This is a genomic window from Streptomyces sp. NBC_01116 (genome assembly GCF_041435495.1).
Taxonomy (GTDB): domain Bacteria; phylum Actinomycetota; class Actinomycetes; order Streptomycetales; family Streptomycetaceae; genus Streptomyces.
In genome coordinates, this window is record NZ_CP108644.1 from 1,789,573 (window position 1) to 1,809,044 (window position 19,472).

The 19,472-nt window shown below is 73.9% G+C and carries 22 protein-coding genes and 1 pseudogene; 6 read left to right on the forward strand and 17 right to left on the reverse strand.

Annotated elements, in window-relative coordinates; translation table 11 throughout:
- The first annotated feature begins 122 nt into the window (after window positions 1-122).
- Entirely contained in the window at window positions 123-344 is a 222-nt protein-coding gene (locus tag OG245_RS07745) for a hypothetical protein (protein WP_371622788.1), read from the forward strand.
- A gap of 75 nt (window positions 345-419) precedes the next feature.
- Window positions 420-1,658, forward strand: a complete 1,239-nt coding sequence (locus tag OG245_RS07750; RefSeq protein WP_371622789.1) for a TerD family protein — start codon at window positions 420-422, stop codon at window positions 1,656-1,658.
- 109 nt (window positions 1,659-1,767) lie between these two features.
- Here the strand turns inward: OG245_RS07750 and OG245_RS07755 are convergent, their stop codons facing one another.
- The 4 genes and pseudogenes from OG245_RS07755 to OG245_RS07770 all read right to left on the reverse strand — a co-directional run bounded on the left by OG245_RS07755 (window position 1,768) and on the right by OG245_RS07770 (window position 4,884).
- Window positions 1,768-1,998 (reverse strand): hypothetical protein, encoded by a 231-nt coding sequence (locus tag OG245_RS07755; protein WP_003969918.1) that lies wholly within the window; start codon window positions 1,996-1,998, stop codon window positions 1,768-1,770.
- An 85-nt stretch (window positions 1,999-2,083) separates the two neighbouring features.
- Window positions 2,084-2,311: pseudogene (locus OG245_RS07760) on the reverse strand (TROVE domain-containing protein); the annotation flags it as partial.
- 249 nt (window positions 2,312-2,560) lie between these two features.
- Window positions 2,561-4,048: a hypothetical protein gene (locus tag OG245_RS07765; RefSeq protein ID WP_371622790.1), complete on the reverse strand. Its 1,488-nt coding sequence runs from the start codon at window positions 4,046-4,048 to the stop codon at window positions 2,561-2,563.
- Between the two features lie 122 nt (window positions 4,049-4,170).
- Complete coding sequence (locus OG245_RS07770) at window positions 4,171-4,884, reverse strand: antibiotic biosynthesis monooxygenase (RefSeq protein WP_371622791.1); 714 nt, start codon at window positions 4,882-4,884, stop codon at window positions 4,171-4,173.
- A gap of 170 nt (window positions 4,885-5,054) precedes the next feature.
- Here OG245_RS07770 and OG245_RS07775 point away from each other — a divergent pair, with 170 nt between their 5' ends.
- The gene (locus tag OG245_RS07775; RefSeq protein WP_371622792.1) at window positions 5,055-5,828 is read left to right on the forward strand and encodes a phosphodiesterase; all 774 of its coding nucleotides are present in this window, start codon (window positions 5,055-5,057) and stop codon (window positions 5,826-5,828) included.
- Between the two features lie 27 nt (window positions 5,829-5,855).
- Here OG245_RS07775 and OG245_RS07780 read toward each other — a convergent pair whose 3' ends face one another.
- Window positions 5,856-6,530: a DUF4232 domain-containing protein gene (locus tag OG245_RS07780; RefSeq protein WP_371627835.1), complete on the reverse strand. Its 675-nt coding sequence runs from the start codon at window positions 6,528-6,530 to the stop codon at window positions 5,856-5,858.
- 185 nt (window positions 6,531-6,715) lie between these two features.
- Between OG245_RS07780 and OG245_RS07785 the strand changes: the two genes are divergently transcribed.
- Window positions 6,716-7,597, forward strand: a complete 882-nt coding sequence (locus OG245_RS07785) for a 4-hydroxy-tetrahydrodipicolinate synthase (RefSeq protein ID WP_371622793.1) — start codon at window positions 6,716-6,718, stop codon at window positions 7,595-7,597.
- A gap of 57 nt (window positions 7,598-7,654) precedes the next feature.
- Here OG245_RS07785 and dapD read toward each other — a convergent pair whose 3' ends face one another.
- The 7 genes from dapD to OG245_RS07820 all read right to left on the reverse strand — a co-directional run bounded on the left by dapD (window position 7,655) and on the right by OG245_RS07820 (window position 13,139).
- The gene (dapD, locus tag OG245_RS07790) at window positions 7,655-8,653 is read right to left on the reverse strand and encodes a 2,3,4,5-tetrahydropyridine-2,6-dicarboxylate N-succinyltransferase (protein ID WP_371622794.1); all 999 of its coding nucleotides are present in this window, start codon (window positions 8,651-8,653) and stop codon (window positions 7,655-7,657) included.
- A 150-nt stretch (window positions 8,654-8,803) separates the two neighbouring features.
- Window positions 8,804-9,274: a S26 family signal peptidase gene (locus tag OG245_RS07795; protein ID WP_371622795.1), complete on the reverse strand. Its 471-nt coding sequence runs from the start codon at window positions 9,272-9,274 to the stop codon at window positions 8,804-8,806.
- Entirely contained in the window at window positions 9,271-11,241 is a 1,971-nt protein-coding gene (locus OG245_RS07800; RefSeq protein ID WP_371627836.1) for an ABC transporter ATP-binding protein, read from the reverse strand. The genes OG245_RS07795 and OG245_RS07800 overlap by 4 nt, the downstream gene beginning before the upstream one ends.
- Window positions 11,238-11,846, reverse strand: a complete 609-nt coding sequence (locus OG245_RS07805; RefSeq protein ID WP_371622796.1) for a hypothetical protein — start codon at window positions 11,844-11,846, stop codon at window positions 11,238-11,240. The genes OG245_RS07800 and OG245_RS07805 overlap by 4 nt, the downstream gene beginning before the upstream one ends.
- The gene (locus OG245_RS07810) at window positions 11,843-12,403 is read right to left on the reverse strand and encodes a MauE/DoxX family redox-associated membrane protein (RefSeq protein ID WP_371622797.1); all 561 of its coding nucleotides are present in this window, start codon (window positions 12,401-12,403) and stop codon (window positions 11,843-11,845) included. The genes OG245_RS07805 and OG245_RS07810 overlap by 4 nt, the downstream gene beginning before the upstream one ends.
- Before the next feature lie 254 nt (window positions 12,404-12,657).
- Window positions 12,658-12,873, reverse strand: a complete 216-nt coding sequence (locus tag OG245_RS07815) for a hypothetical protein (RefSeq protein ID WP_371622798.1) — start codon at window positions 12,871-12,873, stop codon at window positions 12,658-12,660.
- Between the two features lie 44 nt (window positions 12,874-12,917).
- Complete coding sequence (locus OG245_RS07820; protein ID WP_371622799.1) at window positions 12,918-13,139, reverse strand: hypothetical protein; 222 nt, start codon at window positions 13,137-13,139, stop codon at window positions 12,918-12,920.
- Between the two features lie 429 nt (window positions 13,140-13,568).
- Here OG245_RS07820 and OG245_RS07825 point away from each other — a divergent pair, with 429 nt between their 5' ends.
- Complete coding sequence (locus tag OG245_RS07825) at window positions 13,569-15,983, forward strand: BTAD domain-containing putative transcriptional regulator (RefSeq protein ID WP_371622800.1); 2,415 nt, start codon at window positions 13,569-13,571, stop codon at window positions 15,981-15,983.
- Window positions 15,984-16,065: 82 nt separating this feature from the next.
- On the opposite strand, the gene OG245_RS07830 is transcribed toward OG245_RS07825, so the two are convergent.
- Both OG245_RS07830 and OG245_RS07835 read right to left on the reverse strand, forming a co-directional pair.
- Complete coding sequence (locus OG245_RS07830; RefSeq protein WP_371622801.1) at window positions 16,066-16,635, reverse strand: TetR/AcrR family transcriptional regulator; 570 nt, start codon at window positions 16,633-16,635, stop codon at window positions 16,066-16,068.
- Window positions 16,635-16,961, reverse strand: coding sequence for a multidrug efflux SMR transporter (locus OG245_RS07835; protein ID WP_215111704.1), 327 nt, complete (start codon window positions 16,959-16,961; stop codon window positions 16,635-16,637). The genes OG245_RS07830 and OG245_RS07835 overlap by 1 nt, the downstream gene beginning before the upstream one ends.
- Before the next feature lie 288 nt (window positions 16,962-17,249).
- Here OG245_RS07835 and OG245_RS07840 point away from each other — a divergent pair, with 288 nt between their 5' ends.
- The gene (locus OG245_RS07840) at window positions 17,250-18,239 is read left to right on the forward strand and encodes a hypothetical protein (RefSeq protein ID WP_371622802.1); all 990 of its coding nucleotides are present in this window, start codon (window positions 17,250-17,252) and stop codon (window positions 18,237-18,239) included.
- A 21-nt stretch (window positions 18,240-18,260) separates the two neighbouring features.
- Here the strand turns inward: OG245_RS07840 and OG245_RS07845 are convergent, their stop codons facing one another.
- Genes OG245_RS07845 through sufU form a run of 3 tightly spaced genes read right to left on the reverse strand, consistent with a single transcriptional unit; the run spans window position 18,261 to window position 19,470 of the window.
- Window positions 18,261-18,626: a VOC family protein gene (locus tag OG245_RS07845; protein WP_371622803.1), complete on the reverse strand. Its 366-nt coding sequence runs from the start codon at window positions 18,624-18,626 to the stop codon at window positions 18,261-18,263.
- A gap of 53 nt (window positions 18,627-18,679) precedes the next feature.
- Window positions 18,680-19,018 (reverse strand): metal-sulfur cluster assembly factor, encoded by a 339-nt coding sequence (locus OG245_RS07850; protein ID WP_003969897.1) that lies wholly within the window; start codon window positions 19,016-19,018, stop codon window positions 18,680-18,682.
- Window positions 19,015-19,470 (reverse strand): Fe-S cluster assembly sulfur transfer protein SufU, encoded by a 456-nt coding sequence (gene sufU / locus OG245_RS07855; protein ID WP_063886126.1) that lies wholly within the window; start codon window positions 19,468-19,470, stop codon window positions 19,015-19,017. Before sufU ends, OG245_RS07850 begins: the two co-directional genes overlap by 4 nt.
- Between the last annotated feature and the right edge of the window lie 2 nt (window positions 19,471-19,472).

Sequence of the window (19,472 nt, forward strand, 5' to 3'; positions counted from 1 at the left end):
GGCGGGCGGGCGCGGCGACGAGGGGGGCGGGAGCAGCGACGGGGGCGGGCGGGCGTCGTGGCGGGGCCGGGCGGCGGAAATCCGGGCGACGCGGGCGCGGCGGGGCGGGCAGGATACGGGCCATGCCGAGACCTTCCGGATTCCAGTACGAACAGCACGGCGACCAGAGCGTCACCATCACCCACCACGGCCGGGCCGCGGGCACCCTGCGCGGCGGCCGGGCGGAGAAGTTCCTGGCCGAGGTGGGCTCGGGCGACGCCCAGTTGGTGATGGCGCGCTGGACCGGCGCGTACAAGCACGGCAACGAGCGCACCGCCCGCGACCACCCGCGCAACCGCCGCTGAGAGCACGTCCGCGGCCCTGCTCCGGACGGCCGAAGGTAAGGGAACGGCAAAGCCGGGTCGTTCGTTACCCCGTGCATGACCGCAATGACCCCCGGCTCGAACATCCCTCTCTCCGCCGCCCGCGTGGCGGTGGACGTCGCCGCTCCGGTGCGGCTCGACGTCTCGGGCCTGCTGCTCACCGCCGACGGCAAGGTGCGCTCCGACGACGACTTCATCTTCTACAACCAGCCCTCGGGCCCCGGCGTGACCTACCGCTCCGGCGGGGGCTCCGCGCCCGACGCGATCGTGGTGGACACCGCGGCCGTCCCGCCGGGCATCGAGAAGATCGTCGTCACCGCGAGCCCGGACGCCGAGGGCCAGACCTTCCAGGGCGTCGAGCCCACCGCCACCGTGCGCAACGCGGACGACGGCAGCGCGCTCGCCACCTTCACCCCGCCGCAGCTGGGCGCCGAGACGGCGCTCGTGGTCATCGAGATCTACCTGCGCAACGGGGCCTGGAAGGCCCGCGCGGTCGGCCAGGGTTACGCGAACGGGCTGGCCGGGATCGCCACGGACTTCGGCGTCTCGGTCGAGGAGCCCGCGGCCCCGGCCGCCCCTCCGGCGCCGGTGGCCCCCGCCCCGGTCGCCGCCGCTCCCGCCGCTCCGGTCGCGGCCCCCGTCGACCCGCGCATCGCCCCGCCGGCTCCGGCCGCCCCGCCCGCTCCCCCGGCGGCCCCCGCCGCGCCCGCGGGCTCCGGGAAGATCAACCTGGACAAGGGCCGGGTCAACCTCCAGAAGAACCAGACCGTGTCCCTCGTCAAGGGCGGCGCCCCGCTGCTCTCGCGGGTCAGGATGGGCCTGGGCTGGGAGCCCGCGTTCCGCGGCAAGGACATCGACCTGGACGCGTCGGTGATCGCCTACGGTCCCAACCGCAACCACCTGGACAGCTGCTACTTCGGCAAGCTGACCATCCTGAACGGGGCGATCAAGCACTCCGGCGACAACCTCACGGGTGAGGGCGCGGGCGACGACGAGGTGATCATGGTGGACCTCGGCCGGATCCCCGCCGAGGCGACCGGCCTGGTCTTCACGGTGAACTCGTTCACCGGCCAGAAGTTCAACGAGGTGGCCAAGGCCTACTGCCGGCTGATCGACGACGCCTCCGGCGAGGAGCTGGTCCGCTTCGACCTCACCGGCGCCGAGCCGCAGACCGGTGTGATGATGGCCAAGCTCATCAAGCAGTTCACCGGCGAGTGGGAGATGACCGCGATGGGCGAGTTCGTGAAGTCGCGCACCGTGCGGGGCATGGTGAAGCCCGCCGCCAAGTCCCTGTAGCCGCCGTGGGCCCTCCCCCGGAGGGCCGCAACGGAGTCCGGGGCGCCTGAAGTGCTTCAGGCGCCCCGGATCCGGAGAAGACGGACGCTGCTCGTGCTCGTCTCGCGTCTCAGAGCTTGGTCAACTTGGAGTACGGGCTCAGGATCCTTCCCTGTCGCCCCGAGAAGTCGATGAGGACTGCGTCGTTGTCGCCCTCGACAGCAAGAATCCTGCCGAGCCCGAACTGGTCGTGCGACACCCTGTCGCCCACATCGAAGCATTCGACCGGTGGGGCCTCCTGGGCCGGGCGGTTGAAGGGACTGGAAGGCAGGTGACGCCGGGATCCGGCTGACTGTTTCATTACGTCGAGTATGCGCCCTGTGAAGGCCCGACGCCATGCCCGCCGGTGCCCGGGGCCCCAGACGTGCCGGATTCGTAATCAGCGCTCACCACGGCCAGTCAGCGCTTCCTCCCGCCTCCAGCAGCGGAACCATGCGGAACGCCGCGTCGGAAAGCCCCCCGAACGTGTGGCGGTTTCCCTCGCCGGACGGGGCGTGACCGAGCCGGTATCCGGCCAGATTCCAGGTGTAGACGGGCACCGTGTCCGGAACGCTCCGGGTCGCGTCGCCACGGCGCGTGTACGCGGTCTGCTCGTCGGTGACGACAAGCACGCGTCGCCTGCGCACCGGGCACCCCGGCGCTCGCGCCTCCCGAGATCACCAGTGGCTGCGGCACATTCCGTTGAAGGGAAGGAGCCGCCGCCTTCGCACCGGGAGGTGCATGTCCATGACCTTAGGGAACGGCCCGGTCGCACGCGCCGGGTTTTCGCCGGCCCCGACACCGTACGGCCGCGGCCGGCCCCCGTGCGGGACAGGAGCGGAGTCCCGCAGCCGAACGCCGCTCCGAGCCCTGCGTGCGGGCTCTCAACCGCCCGCGCGCGAGCGGGCCTTGAACGCGGCCTTGCGGGCGTCCTTGGCGGCCTTCTTGTCGCTGTGCAGCCGGCCCATGGCCTCCAGGACCTCTGCGGTGGCCGGGTGGTCGACGCGCCAGACCTCGTCGAAGAAGCCGCTGTGCTGGGCCGAGAGCCCCTCGACCAGGCCCTGGAGCTCGTCCAGCTCGCCCTCCGCGTCCAGTTGGGCGGCGATCGTGTCGATGGCCAGCCAGAAGATCATGTCCTCCGGCGGGGCGGGCACGTCGGCCGCGCCGCGCTCCGCGAGCCAGACGCGGGCCAGGCCGCCCAGCTCCGGGTCGCCGAGCACCGCGCGTACGGCGGGCTCCGCCTCGGGGCCGGCCAGGGCGAGGGCCTGCTGGCAGTGGAGGCGGCGCAGCGGCGCGCCCTCGTCCGTGCCGCGCGCCGCGGCCAGCAGCTCGGCCGCCGCGGCCGCCGCGCCCTCCGCGCCGTGGCCCGCGAGCCAGAGCTTGACCTCGGCGCGGGCGGCGGACTCCGGGTAGTGGGCGATGCCGTCGAGGAGGACGTCGGCGCCCTTGCCCGCGAGGTCGCCGACGGCGGGGGCGTCCACCCCGGCCTCCAGCATCCGGGCCCGGACGCCGTACAGGCCGAGGGGGGTGAGCTTGACCATGCCGTACCGGGTGACGTCCTCGTCGTCGGCGCCGGCCGCGGAGGCGTCCGCGGCTTCGCCCTCCTCGACCAGCAGCGCCTCGTCGACCGGGTGGTACTCGACGATCCCGATGGGTTCGAGGAGCCGGAACTGGTCGTCGAGGCGCATCATCGCCTCGGACACCTGCTCCAGGATGTCGTCGGTGGGCTCGCCCATGTCGTCGGGGACGATCATCGACGCGGCGAGGGCGGGCAGCGGGACCGGCCCTTCGCCCGCGCCGTTGTCCGCGAGGGTGAGCAGGTAGAGGTTGCCGAGGACGCCGTCGAGGAACTCCGCCTCGGCCTCCGGGTCCCAGTCCAGGGCGTCGAAGTCGATCGAGCCGTCCTCGCCGACGAGGTCCGCGAAGTCGTCCAGGACGGGAGCGGTGGCATCGGCGTGCACGGCGTCCAGGCCGTCCAGCCAGATGGACAGGACGTCCTGCGGGGAGCCGCCGGTGAGCAGGGCCAGGTTCTCGCCCGCGGTGACGGTGCCCTCGGCGTCGCCGTCCGTGCCCTCGCCGCCCTCGCCCTCCTCGGGGTCGGTGACGTCGAGGAGGCCGGTGTCCACGGCGAGCCGCCACGCCTCGCTGGCGTACGCGGCGCCGTCCTCGTCGGCCGGGAGGGCGAGGTGCTCGGCGGCCGCCGGCAGCTGGTCCTCGGCCAGTTCGCCGCCGGCCCCGACCCGGCTGTCCGGCCCCGCCCACCGGGCGAGCCTGACGGCGCGGACGAACAGCGGAGCGGCGAGCGCGTCCCGTGCCAGTTCGGCCTCGGAGTTCAGCCGCACCGGCGGCAGGGAGGGGCGCTCTGCGGACATCGGGGGTTCTCCTCGGTGCGTGCTCGGGGCGTACGGAGTGCGTACGCGGTTCAGCCGCCCAAGCCTAGACGCAATGCGGCGCGTGCCGCCCGCCGCTTCGCCGCATACCGCCCGGCGCGCCCCTATGCGCCCGCGCCCGGCTCCATGCTGAGCGCGGGTGTGTAGCGGTGCACGCCGCCGCCGGTCATGCCCGGGTACTTCTGGACGCGTTCCCAGAGCGGGGACGGGGAGCCGACGCCCTCTCCCGGTGCGGCGAGGGCCGCGATGTGGTGCTCGGCGCTCTCCCACTCGGCGTAGTTGAGGACCCGGGCGCCGTCGGTGCTGACGTGGAAGTGCGCGGCGATGCCGCCGGCGGGCAGTCCGGCCTCTTCGCCGAGCGCCTCGAACACCGTGTCCACCCAGTCGCGTTGGCGGGCCGGGTCGGGCCCGTCGAACTCGACGTCCACGATGACGACGCAGCCGGTCTCCCTGGTGTCGCCCTCGGCCCGGAGGCCGGAGCGGTACAGCTCGTACGTGTGCGGTCCGAGGCGTTCGATGCCGGGGACGGCGGCGTCGATCTCCGCGTTGCGGACGTCGCGCCCCTGCCGCACGAAGTCCTGGTAGGCCTGTTCGCCGGACCACTGGGAGTAGTGCAGCAGGGTCACGCCGTCCTCCCCTTCGTGGACGCTGTAGGAGAGCAGCCCGGGGTGCGGCCATTCCCGGCTCTCCCATGCCTTCCGGACGGCGTCGACGGCCTCTCGCCGCCGCTGCGGTGTACCGACGTTCCAGGTGCTGGCCTTGGCGATCCGCGCGTCGGGGCGGGCCGGGTCGGGGCGGTCGGTGAAGTGCGTGGTCATGGTGGTGTTCCCCTCGTCACGCGCGCCGGTCGGTGCGTCGTGCTCCCCACGATCACACCTCAAGTCCGCTTGAGGTCAAGGTCGTTCCCGGGCGATGTGCCGCGCCGCCCGTTCGCCCACGGCGTGAGCGCCCCGGGTGCGGCCGGAGACGGCCGGGGAAGGGTGGGGGCATGGCCCTCTCCGTGGCGCATCTGAGCGACCCGCACCTCACGACCGGTCCCGGGGCGGCGGCGCCCGCCGCCGGGTTGCGGGCGGCCCTGCGCCGGGTGCTCGCCCTGGACCCGCGCCCGGACTGCGTCGTGATCACCGGTGACCTCACCGAGCGCGGTGAGCCGGGTGAGTACGCGGCCCTGCGCGAGGAGGTCGGCGCGTTCGCGCTGCCGCTGCATCTGGTGACGGGCAACCACGACGTGCCGGAGGCTCTCGTGGACGCGTTCGGCGGGACGCGCTTCCTGGGCGGGGGGACGCCGACGTCGTACACCGTGGAGCACCCGGCGTTCACCGTGCTGGTCCTGGACTCGTGGGTCGCCGGTGCGCCGGGCGGTCGCCTGGGTCCCGAACGGCTGTCCCGGCTGGACCGGGACCTCTCCCGGCGCCCCGGCGTACCGGCCCTCGTCTGTCTGCACCACCCGCCGGTTCCGGTCGGCATTCCGTTCCTGGACGCGATGCGCCTGGCGGACGGCCCCGCGCTGGCGGAGGTGGTCGCCGCGCACCCCCGGGTCGTGCGGGTGCTGGCGGGCCATGTGCACCGCCCGGTCACGGCGTCCCTCGCGGGCAGCACGGTGGCCGTCGCGCCGAGTACGTACCGGCAGAGCGGGCTGGCGCTGCGGGAGGGCGTGCCCGGCTATCCGGACGAGCCGGCGGCCTTTCTGCTGCACGTCCTGCCGGACGGGCCGCCCGGCACGGCCTGGGTCACCCACACCGTGCCGGTGGGCGACGGCTGACCGGCCGGACAGGACCCGCCCGGCCGGTCACTCGGGCAGCTCCGCCCGCCAGGCCGTGATGTTCAGCTCGTCCATGTACCGGATGTCGTGGCCCACCAGCGGGTGGACCCGCGCCCCGGCGTCGGGTGCGGCGGCCAGCTCCAGGGCGTCGGCCATGACGAGCTCGCCGCCCTCCTTCGTGGAGACCCAGGCGAGCATCGACCGCGCGGTGCCGCCCGGCTTCAGGGTGAGCGCCGCGGGACCGTGGTCGCGGCCGAACTGCGAGCCGGCCGGGTTGACCTTCACGGGGAGGCGTTCGCCGTCCTCGCCGAGTGCCTGGACCGAGGGGTAGCCGTCGACCCGGTAGGGCTTGGCGCCGCAGTTGGTCAGGGTCAGGACGACCGCACGGCTCATCATCGCGGTCAGCACCTCCCCCATGGTCACCACGGCCCCGGAGGCGGGGCACTCCTCCGGAGGCGGGGCGGAGGGCGGGCCGGTCCGCGCCGGATCGCCGTGGGCGGGCGCGGGTGTCGGGGGCAGCGTCTCGGCGCGGACGAGGCCGGAGCGGGGCGCGGAGGCGGACGGGGCGGGGTCCGGCACTTCGCCCTCGCCGGCCGGGACGAGGAAGCCGGAGCAGCCGGTCAGCGCGGTCACCGTCGCCGACAGCAGCACGGCGGCGGCCCGCCTCCGCACCCGCCCCCGTACGCGCACACCCCTGCTCATGCCCACGCCCATGACCATGCCCCCTCGTCGCGGCCCGTCGTCGCGGCCCGTCGTCCGTGCGTTCGATCATGTCAGAAGCGGTGCCGGAAGCAGCCGCCGCTCCCCGGACTCTTCAGCATCCCTTGCCGGCCGCGGCAAGAAGTTCTAAGTGGACCTGCACGGTTCCGGGAGCCGACACTTCGGGCATGACCGCCACCGCACCGCGCCCCTTCGGCCGCACGCTCTGCGCCATGATCACGCCCTTCACCGCCACCGGGGCCCTGGACCACGACGCCGCCCGTGCGCACGCCGCGCGCCTGGTGGCGGAGGGCTGCGACGGGATCGTGCTCAGCGGCACCACGGGCGAGTCCCCCACCACGACGGACGCCGAGAAGTCCGCCCTGCTGCGGGCCGTCCGGGCCGAGGTCGGCGACGGGGTGCCGCTGCTCACCGGCGTCGGGAGCCCGGACACCGCGCACACCCTGCGCCTGGCGCGGGAGGCCGAGGAGGGGGGCGCGGACGGGCTGCTGGTGGTCGGCCCGTACTACAGCCGCCCGCCGCAGGCCGCCGTCGAGGCGTACTTCCTGCGGGTCGCGGACTCCACCGGCCTGCCGCTGATGCTGTACGACATCCCCGGCCGCACCGGCACCCGGATCGAGCCGGAGACCCTGCTGCGGCTGGCGGAGCACCCGCGCGTGGTGGCGGTGAAGGACTGCTCCTTGGACCTGCTCGGCTCGACGAAGGTGCTGGCCCGCACCTCACTGGCGTACTACTCGGGCTGCGAGGAGCTGAACCTGCCGCTGTACGCGCTGGGCGGCGCGGGATACGTCAGCACCGTCGCGAACGTGGCCCCGCGCCAGGTGCGGGCGCCGCTGGACGCGTTCGACGCGGGCCGCACCGACGAGGCGGCCCGGCTCAACGGGCTCACGGTGCGCCTCACCGAGCTGATGATGGCGAGCGGCCTCCCCGGGACCGTCACCGCGAAGGCGCTCCTGGGCGCGGGACCGGTCCGGGAACCGCTGCAGCCCGCCGGGCGCGGGGCGACCGACGGGCTGCGGAAGGCGTACGAGGAACTCCTCGCGGCCTGAACCTCCGGCGGCCCGGACTTCTGGGCGGCCTGAACTTCTCGCGGCCTGTTGAAGGCGTCAGTTGTGGGCGTGCAGGACCTCGTTGAGGCCGCCCCACACCGCGTTGTTCGGGCGGGCCTCGACGGTGCCGGTGACCGAGTTGCGGCGGAAGAGGATGTTGGAGGCGCCGGACAGCTCGCGGGCCTTGACGACCTGGCCGTCCGGCAGCGTGACCCGGGTGCCGGCGGTGACGTACAGACCGGCCTCGACGACGCACTCGTCGCCGAGCGCGATCCCGACGCCCGCCTCCGCGCCGACCAGGCAGCGCTCGCCGATGACGATGCGCTCCGTGCCGCCGCCGGAGAGGGTGCCCATGGTGGACGCGCCGCCGCCGATGTCCGAGCCGTCGCCGACGACGACGCCCGCGGAGATCCGGCCCTCGACCATGGAGGTGCCGAGCGTGCCGGCGTTGAAGTTGACGAAGCCCTCGTGCATGACCGTGGTCCCGGCGGCGAGGTGCGCGCCGAGCCGGACGCGGTCGGCGTCGGCGATGCGTACGCCCTTGGGGGCGACGTAGTCCGTCATCCGGGGGAACTTGTCGACCGAGGTGACCTGGAGGTGCAGGCCCTCGGCGCGGGCGTTGAGCCGCACCCGCTCCAGGTCGTCGACGGCAACCGGGCCGAGCGAGGTCCAGGCGACGTTGGCGAGCAGCCCGAACAGGCCGTCGAGGTTCTGGCCGTGCGGCCGGACGAGCCGGTGCGAGAGCAGGTGCAGGCGCAGGTAGGCGTCGTGCGCGTCGAGCGGCTTGTCGTCGAGCGAGGAGATGACCGTGGACACGGCGACGACCTCGACGCCGCGCCGGGCGTCCACGCCGAGGGCCTTGGCGGCGCCCTCGCCGAGCAGGTTGACGGCCTCGTCCGGGCTGAGGCGCGTCGTGCCGGCCGGGCCGGGGTCGGAGGTCAGCTCGGGGGCGGGGAACCAGGTGTCGAGGACGGTGCCGTCACCGGCGACGGTGGCGAGGCCGGCGGCGACGGCGCCGGTGGTGCGGGCAGAACCCTGGGAAGTCGTGTCGGTCATGAACAGCAACCTAACCGGCCGGGGCCCGCTCGGGCGAACCGGTCTCAGCGTGCGGCCCCTTCCCCGCCACCCGCGCCCGCTCCCCCGGTCCGGGCAGCCGGCGGCGGTGGCGAGCAGGGCGCGGCGGTGGCCGGAGCGGTCCCCGAACGGTCACCCCGCGTCCATCACCGGTCTCACCTCCAGGACGGGAGGTTCCGCCGGAACCGCGGGGGTGTGCCGGCGCAGGGGGCGTATCACCCTGCCGGTCAGCAGGGTGCGGGGGACATAGCCGAAGCGGCGGGAGTCGATGCTCACGGGCCGGTTGTCGCCCAGGACCAGGTAGTGGCCGGGTGGCACGATCGAGCCGGGAGGTACGTCCAGCCGCTCGGCCATGTGCGCGGGAACCGGGTCGCCGGGTCCGGCGGCGATCCGTTTGATGATCAGGCCCTCCCGCGTGAGCCCCTCGTCACGCGCGCCGGGAGGCGGTTCGAGGACGACGACGTCTCCCCGGGCCACCCGGCGCGCGCGGCGGCGGACCAGGACGCGGTCCCCGTCACGGAGGGCGGGCTCCATGCTCGGGCCGGCGACGGTGACGGCCAGCAGGCGGTTCCGCAGCAGACGGCGGGCGAGGCGCACGATCACGCGGCTCCTCCGCTCCGGGAGGTTGCGGCCACCACGTCGGCGGACGGCCGCGGCCCGGCATCGGCGCCGGTGGCCGACGTGGTGGGTACGGAGGCCCCCGCGCCGTGCGCACCGGCGTCGGGCGCGTACCCACTGGCCTGGAGGGTGAACAACCGGGCGTACACCCCGGAACGGCGCATCAGGTCGGCGTGCGGTCCCCGTTCGACGATCCGGCCGTCCTCCAGGACCACGATCACGTCCGCGTCGCGCAGGGTGTTGAGGCGGTGGGAGATGAGCAGCCCCGCCCGGCCCGCCCGGTGGCGTCGCAGCCGGCGGTGGATCTCGTACTCCGCCTCGGGATCGAGACCGGAGCCGGGCTCGTCGAGGACGAGGAGGTCGGCGTCGTCCCGGATCAGGGAGCGGGCGAGGGCGAGCCGCTGCCACTGTCCGCCGGACAGGACGACTCCGGTCGTGGCGTCGTCCTTGTCCCGCTCGCTGAAGAAGATCCGGCTCAGCAGGGTGTCGTAGCCGTGGGGCAGGCCGGTCAGCCGGTGGTGGATTCCCGCGACACGGGCGGCCTCCTCCACCCGGTCGCGGTCCTGGAGCGCGGTGAGGTCGCCGAGGGCGATGTTCTCGCGGGCGGTCAGGTCGTACTCCATGAAGTCCTGGAAGGTGGCCCCCATCCGGCGGCGCAGCTCACGCGGGCACAGTTCGCGCAGGTCGACGCCGTCCCAGAGGATCTGTCCCCGGACGGGATCGTAGAACCGGCAGACCAGCTTCACCAGCGTGGACTTCCCGGCGCCGTTGAGACCGACGAGGCCCACGGCCTGTCCGGCGGGCAGGACCAGGTCGACGCCCCGGAGCACCCAGGGCTGGTCCTCCCCGTAGCGGAACCACACATCGCGGAACTCCACCGAGTGGCGCAGCGGCGGGACGGGACGCGGCCGGGCGGGTACGGGCAGGTCGGGCCCGGCGTCGGTCACGGTGAGGAAGTGGCGGAACATCAGGAGGGCGTGGTGGCCCGTGGCGAGTTCGACGGCGAGGCCCGCCAGCGCCGCCTGGACCGCGGGCAGGGCGGTGACCAGGACGGTCACCCCGCCGACGGTGATCTGACCCGAGCGGGCGGCCGAGGCCGCCCACAGCAGTCCAGCCCCCGCGACCAGGGCGGAGAGCAGCGCGAGCCCGGCCTGGACGGCGAGCTCCTGACGGTCCAGGCCCCGTTTCGCCGCATCCGAGGTGCGGCGCTCCTCGACCATCCGGTCACCGAGGAAGCGCCCGAGGCCGAAGAGCCGGATCTCCTTCGCGGCCCGCAGGTCGGTCAGCAAGGCGCTGTAGAACAGCTCCCGACGCTCCACCGGGCCCACCGACCAGACGAGGGCGGCCCGTCGACGGCTGAGCGCGATCTCGGCGCCGAGGACGAGGACGCCCGAGGTCAGGACGGCCGCCGCCATCCAGGGGCCCAGCAGGGTGAGCGCGCCGAGGAATCCGGTCAGGGTCACCGCCGCGCCGACGGTGCCGATGGCGCTGCCGACGGCGTCGACCGGCGCGGAGCCGCCGTACTGACGGGCCATGCGCAGCCGGTCCAGGAAGCGCGGGTTCTCGTAGGGGCCGATGCCTGTGAACCGGTCGACGGCGGTGTGGAGTTCGATCTGGGCGCGCAGTCCGACCGCCCGGCCGAGCTGGGCCCGCAGGTACTGGAGGAACTGGGGGACGACGGCGAGGACGACACCGCATCCGACCAGCAGCAGAACCGGGCCGGTGAGGGAGCCGTCGGCAAAGGGGGCGGTGACCAGGCGGTCGATCACGGTCTTGAGGGTCCAGGCGGCGGCGACCGGGGCGGCGGACGCGGCCACCGTGAGCAGCAGCCAGCCCGTCAGGGTGGCGGGCGCCGCTCGGCCGGCCAGACGGACCGCGGCGGCCAGGACCGCGCGGAGCGGGGAGTGGCCGGGTTGGTCGTCGGTCCGGGCGGCGGGGACGGGCCCGGTCATCGGGCGGCGACGGGGGTCTGGGGCCACCGGCCGACCTCCGTCACCACGAGACCACCGTCAGGGCCGTTTCCCACCCGTACACAGCTGGGAAACGCCTTGGCGGCGAACGCCGTGGTCACCGGGCCGTCATAGGACTCCTGGACGGTCGGCACCACGGCGGCCAGGGCGGCGGCCATCGATCCGGTGTCCTCGCCCGGCATGCCCGGCCCGTGCGGGTCCCGTGCTCCGTGCGGGCTGTGGGATTCGTCGACGACGACGGCGAGCACCTGCCGGGCCTCCTCGGGCCGGTCCGCGTACCGGGCGACGAAGCCGGGCAGTCTGTCGCGACAGGGCTCGCAGGTGGGCGAGAAGAACGCGACGAGGGCCCCGTCGGTGAGGTCCCGGTCGGTGACGGGGCTGTCGGACGGGCCGCCGGTGAAGGAGGGCACAGGGGTGCCGACGGCCGCGATCCCGGACATGCCTCCGGGCAGGGCGGCGGCCGGTGCCGATACCTGTCGCAGCAGGTCGGAGTGTTCCCGCAGCCGCCGGACGACTCCGACGGTGAGGACGAGGTCGACCATGGCCAGGGCTCCGACGGCGAGGACGGCGGCGGCGAGCGGACTCACGGGGTTTCCTTTCGGGGCAGGGGACGGAAGAGCGCGGCGAGGTCGTCGAGGGCCGTGACGAGCAGGCCGAGAACCGCGCCCGCGAGGGAGGCGGTCAGCACAGCCACCGGGGCGCCCGTGTCCGGGCCGCGGACGGCCGCGGCGACGAGGCCGGTGACCGCCACGGCCAGCAGGATGGAGTTGCGTACGGCATGAACCGCGCCGAGCGGAGTCGTCGTACGACCGAAGCAGCGGCAGGGCGTTGGACGGCCGTCGCGGGCGGCGACGACGGCAAGCGCGGTGAAGGAGGCGAGCAGTACGGCGGCGATGGCGAGCCCGGCGACGAGTACCGTCGGCGGAGCGAGGAGGCCGGGCAGGGCGAAGGCGGGTACGAGGGCGGCCTCGGCGGTCACCACCAGCGCGGCGAGAGGGCGGGCGGGCAACGGCCCGGGGAGCCGCAGGGCTCGCACGGTGCCGGTGAACTCCGCGAAGGCGGCCGGGTTCTGGACCTTGCCGAGGACAGAGCGCGTGAACACCAGCAGCAGACAGCCTCGGACCGCCCAGACGACGAGTTCCACGACGGTGTCCTTTCTGAGGGGCGACCGCGACGGGCGCCGACAGCGCGGCACGGTCGGTGCGGTGCGGGTCGGTCCAGCCGTGGGTGCCGTGGGTGAGGGCGCGTTCGATCGCGGGCGTCCCGACAACGGAAGGGGTTCGTCCCGCGCCGCCGGGCGAGGTGCGTGCCGCTCCCGGGCCGGTGGCCCGGGAGCGGCACGTATCCGGGGGCACGGCCCCGGGAGGCCACCGTCAGGTCACCTCTCCGGGGGAGCCGTCAGCAGTTGGCGCAGCGCTTGCCCAGGTACACCCGGGTTCCGTCGGAACAGACCTGAGTGGCGAAGACCGCCCTGAAGCCGGTGTGGTGGCACATCGGCACCATCGTCGAACCGCACACTTCCTCGATCCAGCACTCGACGGCGGCAGCCGCCTCCGTGCGGGGAACCAGGTGCTCTACCAGCGAATCGGACAGGTTCCGGATCCAGTCGCGCATGGAGATCCTTTCGACTTCGGCCGGTGGGAGGGGGCCGGGTGAGGTCAGCCGTTGCAGCGGGCGCAGCGGACGCCCCGGAAGGTGCGGGTGCCGTCGGCGCACACCTGGTAGATGAAGTAGCCCCAGCGGCCGGTGGAGCCGCAAAGCTGGAGCGGGCCCTGCTGGCAGACCTCCTCGGTCCAGCACTGGGTGGCGGCGGCAGCCTCGGTCTTCGGGACCAGGCGGTCGATCAGGGCATCGGAGAGGTTCTCGAACCAGGCACGCATGGCAGATCCTTCGGTCCGTGGGTGAGCGGCCGGCCCGGGGCGGGCCGGCCGGTGCGGCGCTCGCGGCGGTGGCGCGGGGGAAGCCGACCGGTGTCCGCCCGGGTGTGGCGGACAGCGGCCTTTCAAGGGGGCCCGTTCAGGCCCCGTCGCGGAGCCGGGTCGCCCTGTCGGCGAGCCTTCTCCTACCGACGCCCGGTGGGGCCGACCGCCCGGGGTGTCCGGACGGGGGCCGAAGAACAGGGCGGGTTCTGGAACCGCTCATGCAGGAAAATCCTCTCGTGAATGAGAGACCCGCGGTGTGCTCCCGGCCGGTTGCGTGGGAGCGCCTTGGACCCCGTCAGCTTCCGTGGGCGCTCTTGCACGAATCTTGATCGGATCTGAAACCGGCGGCGGCTGGTGGGGCGGCACTCGGCAGACGGGCGGAGCGCGTTGGCAATCTGGTACGGAGTCCTCGGGGAGATCGAGGCCCGGCGGGACGGACGCCGGGTGGATCTGGGCCCGGCCCGGCAGCGGACCGTGCTGGCGGCACTGCTGATGGACGCGGACCGGGTGGTTCCGGTGGACGGCTTGGCGGAGCGGGTCTGGGGCGACCGGCCTCCGCGCCGGGTCGCGGCGGCGGTGCACACCTATCTGTCACGGCTGAGGCGGGCGCTGGAGCGACCCGCGCCGGACGCCGTCGTACCGGACGGTGCTGGTACGGGGCCGCCCGCGATCGTGCGGCGGACCGGCGGGTACACGGTGCCGGCCGGTCCGGGCACGGTGGACGTGCATCTCTTCCGCGATCTGGTCGCCCGCGCGCGGTCGGCCGACGACGGCGGGGCGCTGGAGCTGTACGACCGGGCGCTCGCCCTGTGGCGGGGCGAGCCGTTCGCGGCGGTGGACACCCCGTGGTTCAACGCGGCGCGCGTCTCGCTGTCGGAGCAACGGCACGCCTGCCGCCTGGACCGCAACGATGTGGCACTGCGGCTGGGGCGTCACGGCGCGCTCTTACCGGAACTGGGCGCCTGCCACGACGAGCGCCCCTGGGACGAGCGACTGACCGCCCAGTTGATGATCGCGCTGACTCGCAGCGGACGGACGGCGGACGCGCTGCGCTGCTTCGAGCGGGTGCGGTGCGCGCTGGCGGAGGAACTGGGCAGCGACCCGGGGCCGGAGCTGCGGCGGCTGCATCAACGGGTGCTGGCAGGCGATGCGGCCCTCGGGCCGGCCGGGCGGCCGGGCTCGCCGGCGCCGGGCTCCTTCACGACGGCCGGAGCTCCCGTGGGAGAGGACTCCCGGCCGCTCCCCGGTGGACCGCGCATCGGCCCGGTGCCGCGCGAACTGCCCTCGGCGACCCGGCACTTCACCGGGCGTACGTCCGAGCTCGCGCTGCTGGACGAGGCGCTGAGCCGGTCGCCGGACGAGACGGCCGGCAGAGCGGGACCCGGCGGCCCCGGCGCGGGGCCCGTGTGTGTCATCAGCGGCGGTGCGGGGGTGGGGAAGACCTCGGTGGCGCTGCACTGGGCGCACCGGAACCTCTGCCGTTTCCCCGACGGGCAGTTGTACGTGGATCTGGGCGGGTTCGCCCGCTCGGGCGGTCCGCTGACGCCCGCCGCGGCGCTCCGGCTGCTGCTGTGCGGTCTCGGCGAGGACCCGGCGGCGGCTCCGGCGGGCCGGCAGGCGCTCGCCGGGCTGTACCGGAGCCTGGTCGCGGATCGCCGGGTGCTGATCGTGCTGGACGACGCCGCCGACGCCGAACAGGTCGCGGCCCTGCTGCCGGGGAGCGCGGGGGCCACCGTGCTGGTCACCAGCCGCCGTCGGCTGACGGGGCTCGCCGTCACCCAGGGGGCGTACGCGGTGTCGCTGTCCACCCTGTCCCGGGCGGACTCCCGGGAACTCCTGGGGCACCGGTTGGGCGAGGCGCGGCTGGCGGCCGAGCCGGAGTCGGCGGCGGCCGTACTGGAGCGGTGCGCGGGTCTGCCGCTGGCGCTCGGCGTTGTCGCGGCGCGGGCGGCGGCCCGGCCGTGCTTCCCGCTGGCGGACCTGGCCGAGGAGCTGCGGGACCCGACGGGCCGGCTGACAGCTCTGGGCACGGGTGATCCATCGGCGGATGTCCGGACGGCGCTGCGTCTGTCGTACCGGGCACTGAGCGATGCCGCGGCCGGGGCGTTCCGGTTGCTGTCGGCGGCGCCGGGGCCGGACATCGGGCTGGGCGCCGCGGGGAGTCTGCTGGGCTGTTCCCCGGTGTCGGCGCGGGCGCTGCTGCGGGAGCTGGAGGCGGTCCACCTGCTGGAGCAGCACTGGCCCGGCCGGTACCGGATGCACGGGCTGGTACGGGTGTTCTCGGCCGAACTGCGGGAAGCGGGGCCGTTCGAGCGGGCGCTGCGGCGGGTGCTGGACCACTACGCGCACACGGCGTGGGCGGCCCGTCGGCTGCTGGGCCCGTACAGGCCACGGCCGGGGTGGCTGGGGTCGCCGCTGCCGGGGGTGGCCCCGGAACGGCCCGCCGACCGGCGTGCGGCGGGGGCGTGGTTCCACGCCGAACGGGCGTGTCTCACCGCCGCCCGACGGCTGGCGGAGCGGCGGACGTGGGACTCGGTGGTGTGGGAGCTGGCCCTGGTACTGGACGGCCTGGTACTGGATGGCCCGGTGCTGCGGCAGGGCCGAGCGCACGCGGCGGGGGGCAGGGCCGCGGGAGCGGGTAGGGGCGAGCTGTCCGGCGGGGCGCACCGCCGGGCGGTCCACAGCCTTCGCCCGGGGTACGCCGTGGTGGAGACAGGGGCGCGAGGAGGCCGTGCGTACGGCGAGGGTGGTGGGGGCCGGGTACCGGCGGGGGCCGCGCCGACGTTGCCGTGCCTGGCGTGAGGGGTCACGTACCGGCGGAGCGGCGTCCGCGCTACCCCGAACACGGCGGTGAGGGGGACGGCGCGGGGGCTCGCGGTGAGCGTCAGCGACTGCTGCCGCGGCCCACGATCCGGGTCAGCATCTCGCGGGTGTAGGGCGCGTCGAACGTGCCGCCGGTGAGCAGTACCTGGAGGCAGACGCCGTCCATCAGCGCGACGAGGGCCCGCGCGGTCTCCGGGTCGGTGCGCCGGGACAGCAGCTCGACGGCTTCTTCCGTCCACTCGGCGGCGACGGGGCGCAGGGCGGGGCGGCGCAGGGCCGCGAGGTACAGCTCGTACTCCAGCTCGATCGCCCCGCGTTCGCCCGCGAACCACCGGCCCAGCAGCCGGGTCAGCTCCTCCGCGAGACCGGCGGAGCCGGCGGGTCCGGCAGTCCCTCCGGCCAGGGCCTCGCTGCCGCGCAGTTCCTGCACGAAGTTCTCGTTGCAGCGGCGCAGGGCGGCGACCAGGAGTTCGTCGAGGGAGCCGAAGTGGTACGTGGTCGAGCCGAGCGGCACATCGGCCTCGGCCGCCACGGTGCGATGGCTGAGACCGTCGATGCCGTCGGACGCGATCACGCGCAGCGCCGCGTCGATGATCCGCGCCCGCCGCCCGGGGTCGTACCGCCGGGCCATCAGTGCGCGCCCCCCAGGTTGAGGACGACGACCCCGGCCACGATCAGGGCGATCCCCGTGATCTTGACCAGGCCGCTGGACTCCCCCAGGAACAGGATCCCGATGAGGGCGACGGCCGCGGTGCCGACGCCGGCCCAGATGGCGTAGGCGGTGCCCACGGAGAGCGTCTTGAGGGTCTGCGCGAGCAGGGTGAAGGCGATGAGGTAGCCCACCACGGTCCCGATCGAGGGCCAGAGCCGGGTGAAGCCCTCGCTGTACTTCATGGCCGTCGTCCCGGCCACCTCCGCCGCGATGGCGGCGGCCAGCAGTCCGTATGCGTATCCCATGTGTACGACTGTACCCAACGTTGCGTACGCCCGTACATATCATCGGCCCACGTCGGGGGCGCTACGGTGTGCCGACCGACCACAACGGCCCGGCATCCGGGCCGACGACACGACGGAGACGCAGTGGCGCAGGACGCAGGGTGGGGCGGCGGCCCGTACGGGGGCGCACCTCACGGTGGGGGGCCCTTCCACGGGGGCGCGCAGGGACCGGGCGGGGGATGGAACGGCGGGTGGGCCGCACCACCCAAGCCGGGGGTCATACCCCTGGCGCCGCTGAGGGTCTCGGACATGCTCAGCGGCGCCTTCTCGACGCTCGGGCGGTACTGGAAACCGCTGATCGGAATCGCCCTGACGCTGTTCGGCGCGGCGACGCTCGTGATGATCGCCGCGCTGGTGGTAGCCGCCTCCGCCGTCGCGACCCACTGGGACGAGCTGACGTCCGACTCCCCGGGCTCCCCCGACGCCGCCGAACTCGTCCCGCTGGGCATCGCGTTCGGCGTGCTGATGATCGTCGGCCTGATCATCTACATGCTGGCGTCGGCCGTGGTGCAGGCGGCGGTCCCCGTCGTCCTCCAGGAGGCCGTCCTCGGCCGCCCGCTCCGCTTCGGGGAGGTCTGGAGGCGGGCGTGGTCGCGGGTCTGGTCGATCATCGGCACGGTGTTCCTGACCGGGCTGATCATGATCGTCCCGATGGCGCTCTTCCTGGCCGGCTTCACCGGACTGATGATCTACACCATCTCGCTGGGCGACGAGGACGGTGTCGTGCCCCTGATCGTGACCGGCCTCGTCGGCGTGCTGATCGTGGGCCCGGTGGCGGTCTGGCTCTGGGTGCGGTTCTCGCTGGCCCCGACGGTGGTGGTCTTCGAGCAGCAGCGCCCGGTAGCGGCCCTGCGCCGCTCGGCCCAGCTGGTGCGCGGCACGTGGTGGCGGGTCTTCGGCGTCGGACTGCTCGCCTACACGCTGGCGTCCATGATGGGCTTCATGATCCAGATGCCGTTCCAGATGGCCGGCGCGCTTCCCGGCATGTTCGATCCCGCGGACCTGGACGCCGACCCGAGCAACGGAACGATCATCGCCGTGATCGGCAGCGTGATGCTGCTGTCCTTCCTCAGCCAGATGATCTCCCAGCTGATCACGGCGATCTTCCCGCCGCTGGTGGTCGGCCTGCTGTACGTCGACCTCCGGATGCGCACGGAGAACCTGGGCCCGGTCCTGGCCGAGGCGGCGGCGACGACCCTGCCCGAGCAGTACGGCCCGCCGCCGCCCGCCCACGTCTGAGCACGCGGGGGCCGGCCCGGCTCAGTCGGTCAGGGTCCGCTTGGGGCGCAGCACACAGAACTCGTTGCCCTCCGGATCGGCCATCACCACGAAGGTGGCGTCCGGCCCCTGCCCGACGTCCGTCCGACGGGCGCCGAGCGCGAGGATCCGCTCGACCTCGACGTCCTGGTCGTCCGGCGCCAGATCGATGTGCAGCCGGTTCTTGACGGTCTTCCCCTCCGGCACGGGGAGGAAGCACATGCCCGGCAGCGCGGTCCCGTGCGCGCCGATGACAATCTCCTCCTCGTGCTCGAAGAGCACCTGCCAGTCCAGCACCGCGCTCCAGAAGCGGGCCATGAGCGGCAGGTCGTGAGCGTCGACGGCGATGTGGTAAAGGGAAACGGCCATGCCCGCCAGTCTGCCTGGCGGGCATGGCCGTTCATCGCTCCCGGCGGAGCGTGTCAGACGTTGAACCCCAGCGCGCGGAGCTGCTCGCGCCCGTCGTCGGTGATCTTGTCCGGACCCCACGGCGGCATCCAGACCCAGTTGATCCGGAGCTCGTTGACGATGCCGTCCGTGGCGGACTTCGCCTGGTCCTCGATGACGTCGGTCAGCGGGCAGGCCGCGGACGTCAGGGTCATGTCGAGGGTGGCGATGTTGGCGTCGTCGACGTGGATGCCGTAGATCAGGCCCAGGTTGACGACGTCGATGCCCAGCTCGGGGTCGACGACGTCGTACAGCGCCTCGCGGACCTCCTCCTCGGAGGCCGGCTTCATGGTCGCGGTCTCGTTGTCGCTCATGCGGTCTTCCCTTCGGACAGCGCCTTGGCCGTCGCGTCCTTCCACGCCATCCAGCTCAGCAGCGCGCACTTGACCCGGGCGGGGTACTTGGAGACGCCGGCGAACGCGACGGCGTCCTCCAGCACCTCCTCCATCGCGTCGTCCGGCTCCAGCTGGCCCTTGGACTGCATCAGCTCCAGGAAGGCGTCCTGGATCTTCTGCGCCTGGGACAGCTCCTTGCCGACGAGCAGCTCGTTCAGCACGGAGGCGCTGGCCTGGCTGATGGAGCAGCCCTGGCCCTCGTAGCTCACGTCGGCGATGGTCTCGCCGTCGTACTTCACCCGGAGCGTGATCTCGTCGCCGCACGTCGGGTTGACGTGGTGCACCTCGGCGTCGCCGTCCCGCAGGCCGCGCCCGTGGGGGTGCTTGTAGTGGTCCAGGATCACTTCCTGGTACATGGATTCAAGCTTCACCA

Excerpts from the sequence above, each read along its gene's own strand:
- OG245_RS07745 (WP_371622788.1), top strand. The coding sequence starts at position 123 with ATGCCGAGACCTTCCGGATTCCAGTACGAACAGCACGGCGACCAGAGC.
- OG245_RS07750 (WP_371622789.1), top strand. The coding sequence starts at position 420 with ATGACCGCAATGACCCCCGGCTCGAACATCCCTCTCTCCGCCGCCCGC.
- OG245_RS07755 (WP_003969918.1), bottom strand. The coding sequence starts at position 1,998 with ATGAAACAGTCAGCCGGATCCCGGCGTCACCTGCCTTCCAGTCCCTTC.
- OG245_RS07765 (WP_371622790.1), bottom strand. The coding sequence starts at position 4,048 with ATGTCCGCAGAGCGCCCCTCCCTGCCGCCGGTGCGGCTGAACTCCGAG.
- OG245_RS07770 (WP_371622791.1), bottom strand. The coding sequence starts at position 4,884 with ATGACCACGCACTTCACCGACCGCCCCGACCCGGCCCGCCCCGACGCG.
- OG245_RS07775 (WP_371622792.1), top strand. The coding sequence starts at position 5,055 with ATGGCCCTCTCCGTGGCGCATCTGAGCGACCCGCACCTCACGACCGGT.
- OG245_RS07780 (WP_371627835.1), bottom strand. The coding sequence starts at position 6,530 with ATGAGCAGGGGTGTGCGCGTACGGGGGCGGGTGCGGAGGCGGGCCGCC.
- OG245_RS07785 (WP_371622793.1), top strand. The coding sequence starts at position 6,716 with ATGACCGCCACCGCACCGCGCCCCTTCGGCCGCACGCTCTGCGCCATG.
- dapD (WP_371622794.1), bottom strand. The coding sequence starts at position 8,653 with ATGACCGACACGACTTCCCAGGGTTCTGCCCGCACCACCGGCGCCGTC.
- OG245_RS07800 (WP_371627836.1), bottom strand. The coding sequence starts at position 11,241 with ATGACCGGGCCCGTCCCCGCCGCCCGGACCGACGACCAACCCGGCCAC.
- OG245_RS07815 (WP_371622798.1), bottom strand. The coding sequence starts at position 12,873 with ATGCGCGACTGGATCCGGAACCTGTCCGATTCGCTGGTAGAGCACCTG.
- OG245_RS07820 (WP_371622799.1), bottom strand. The coding sequence starts at position 13,139 with ATGCGTGCCTGGTTCGAGAACCTCTCCGATGCCCTGATCGACCGCCTG.
- OG245_RS07830 (WP_371622801.1), bottom strand. The coding sequence starts at position 16,635 with ATGGCCCGGCGGTACGACCCCGGGCGGCGGGCGCGGATCATCGACGCG.
- OG245_RS07835 (WP_215111704.1), bottom strand. The coding sequence starts at position 16,961 with ATGGGATACGCATACGGACTGCTGGCCGCCGCCATCGCGGCGGAGGTG.
- OG245_RS07840 (WP_371622802.1), top strand. The coding sequence starts at position 17,250 with ATGCTCAGCGGCGCCTTCTCGACGCTCGGGCGGTACTGGAAACCGCTG.
- OG245_RS07845 (WP_371622803.1), bottom strand. The coding sequence starts at position 18,626 with ATGGCCGTTTCCCTTTACCACATCGCCGTCGACGCTCACGACCTGCCG.
- OG245_RS07850 (WP_003969897.1), bottom strand. The coding sequence starts at position 19,018 with ATGAGCGACAACGAGACCGCGACCATGAAGCCGGCCTCCGAGGAGGAG.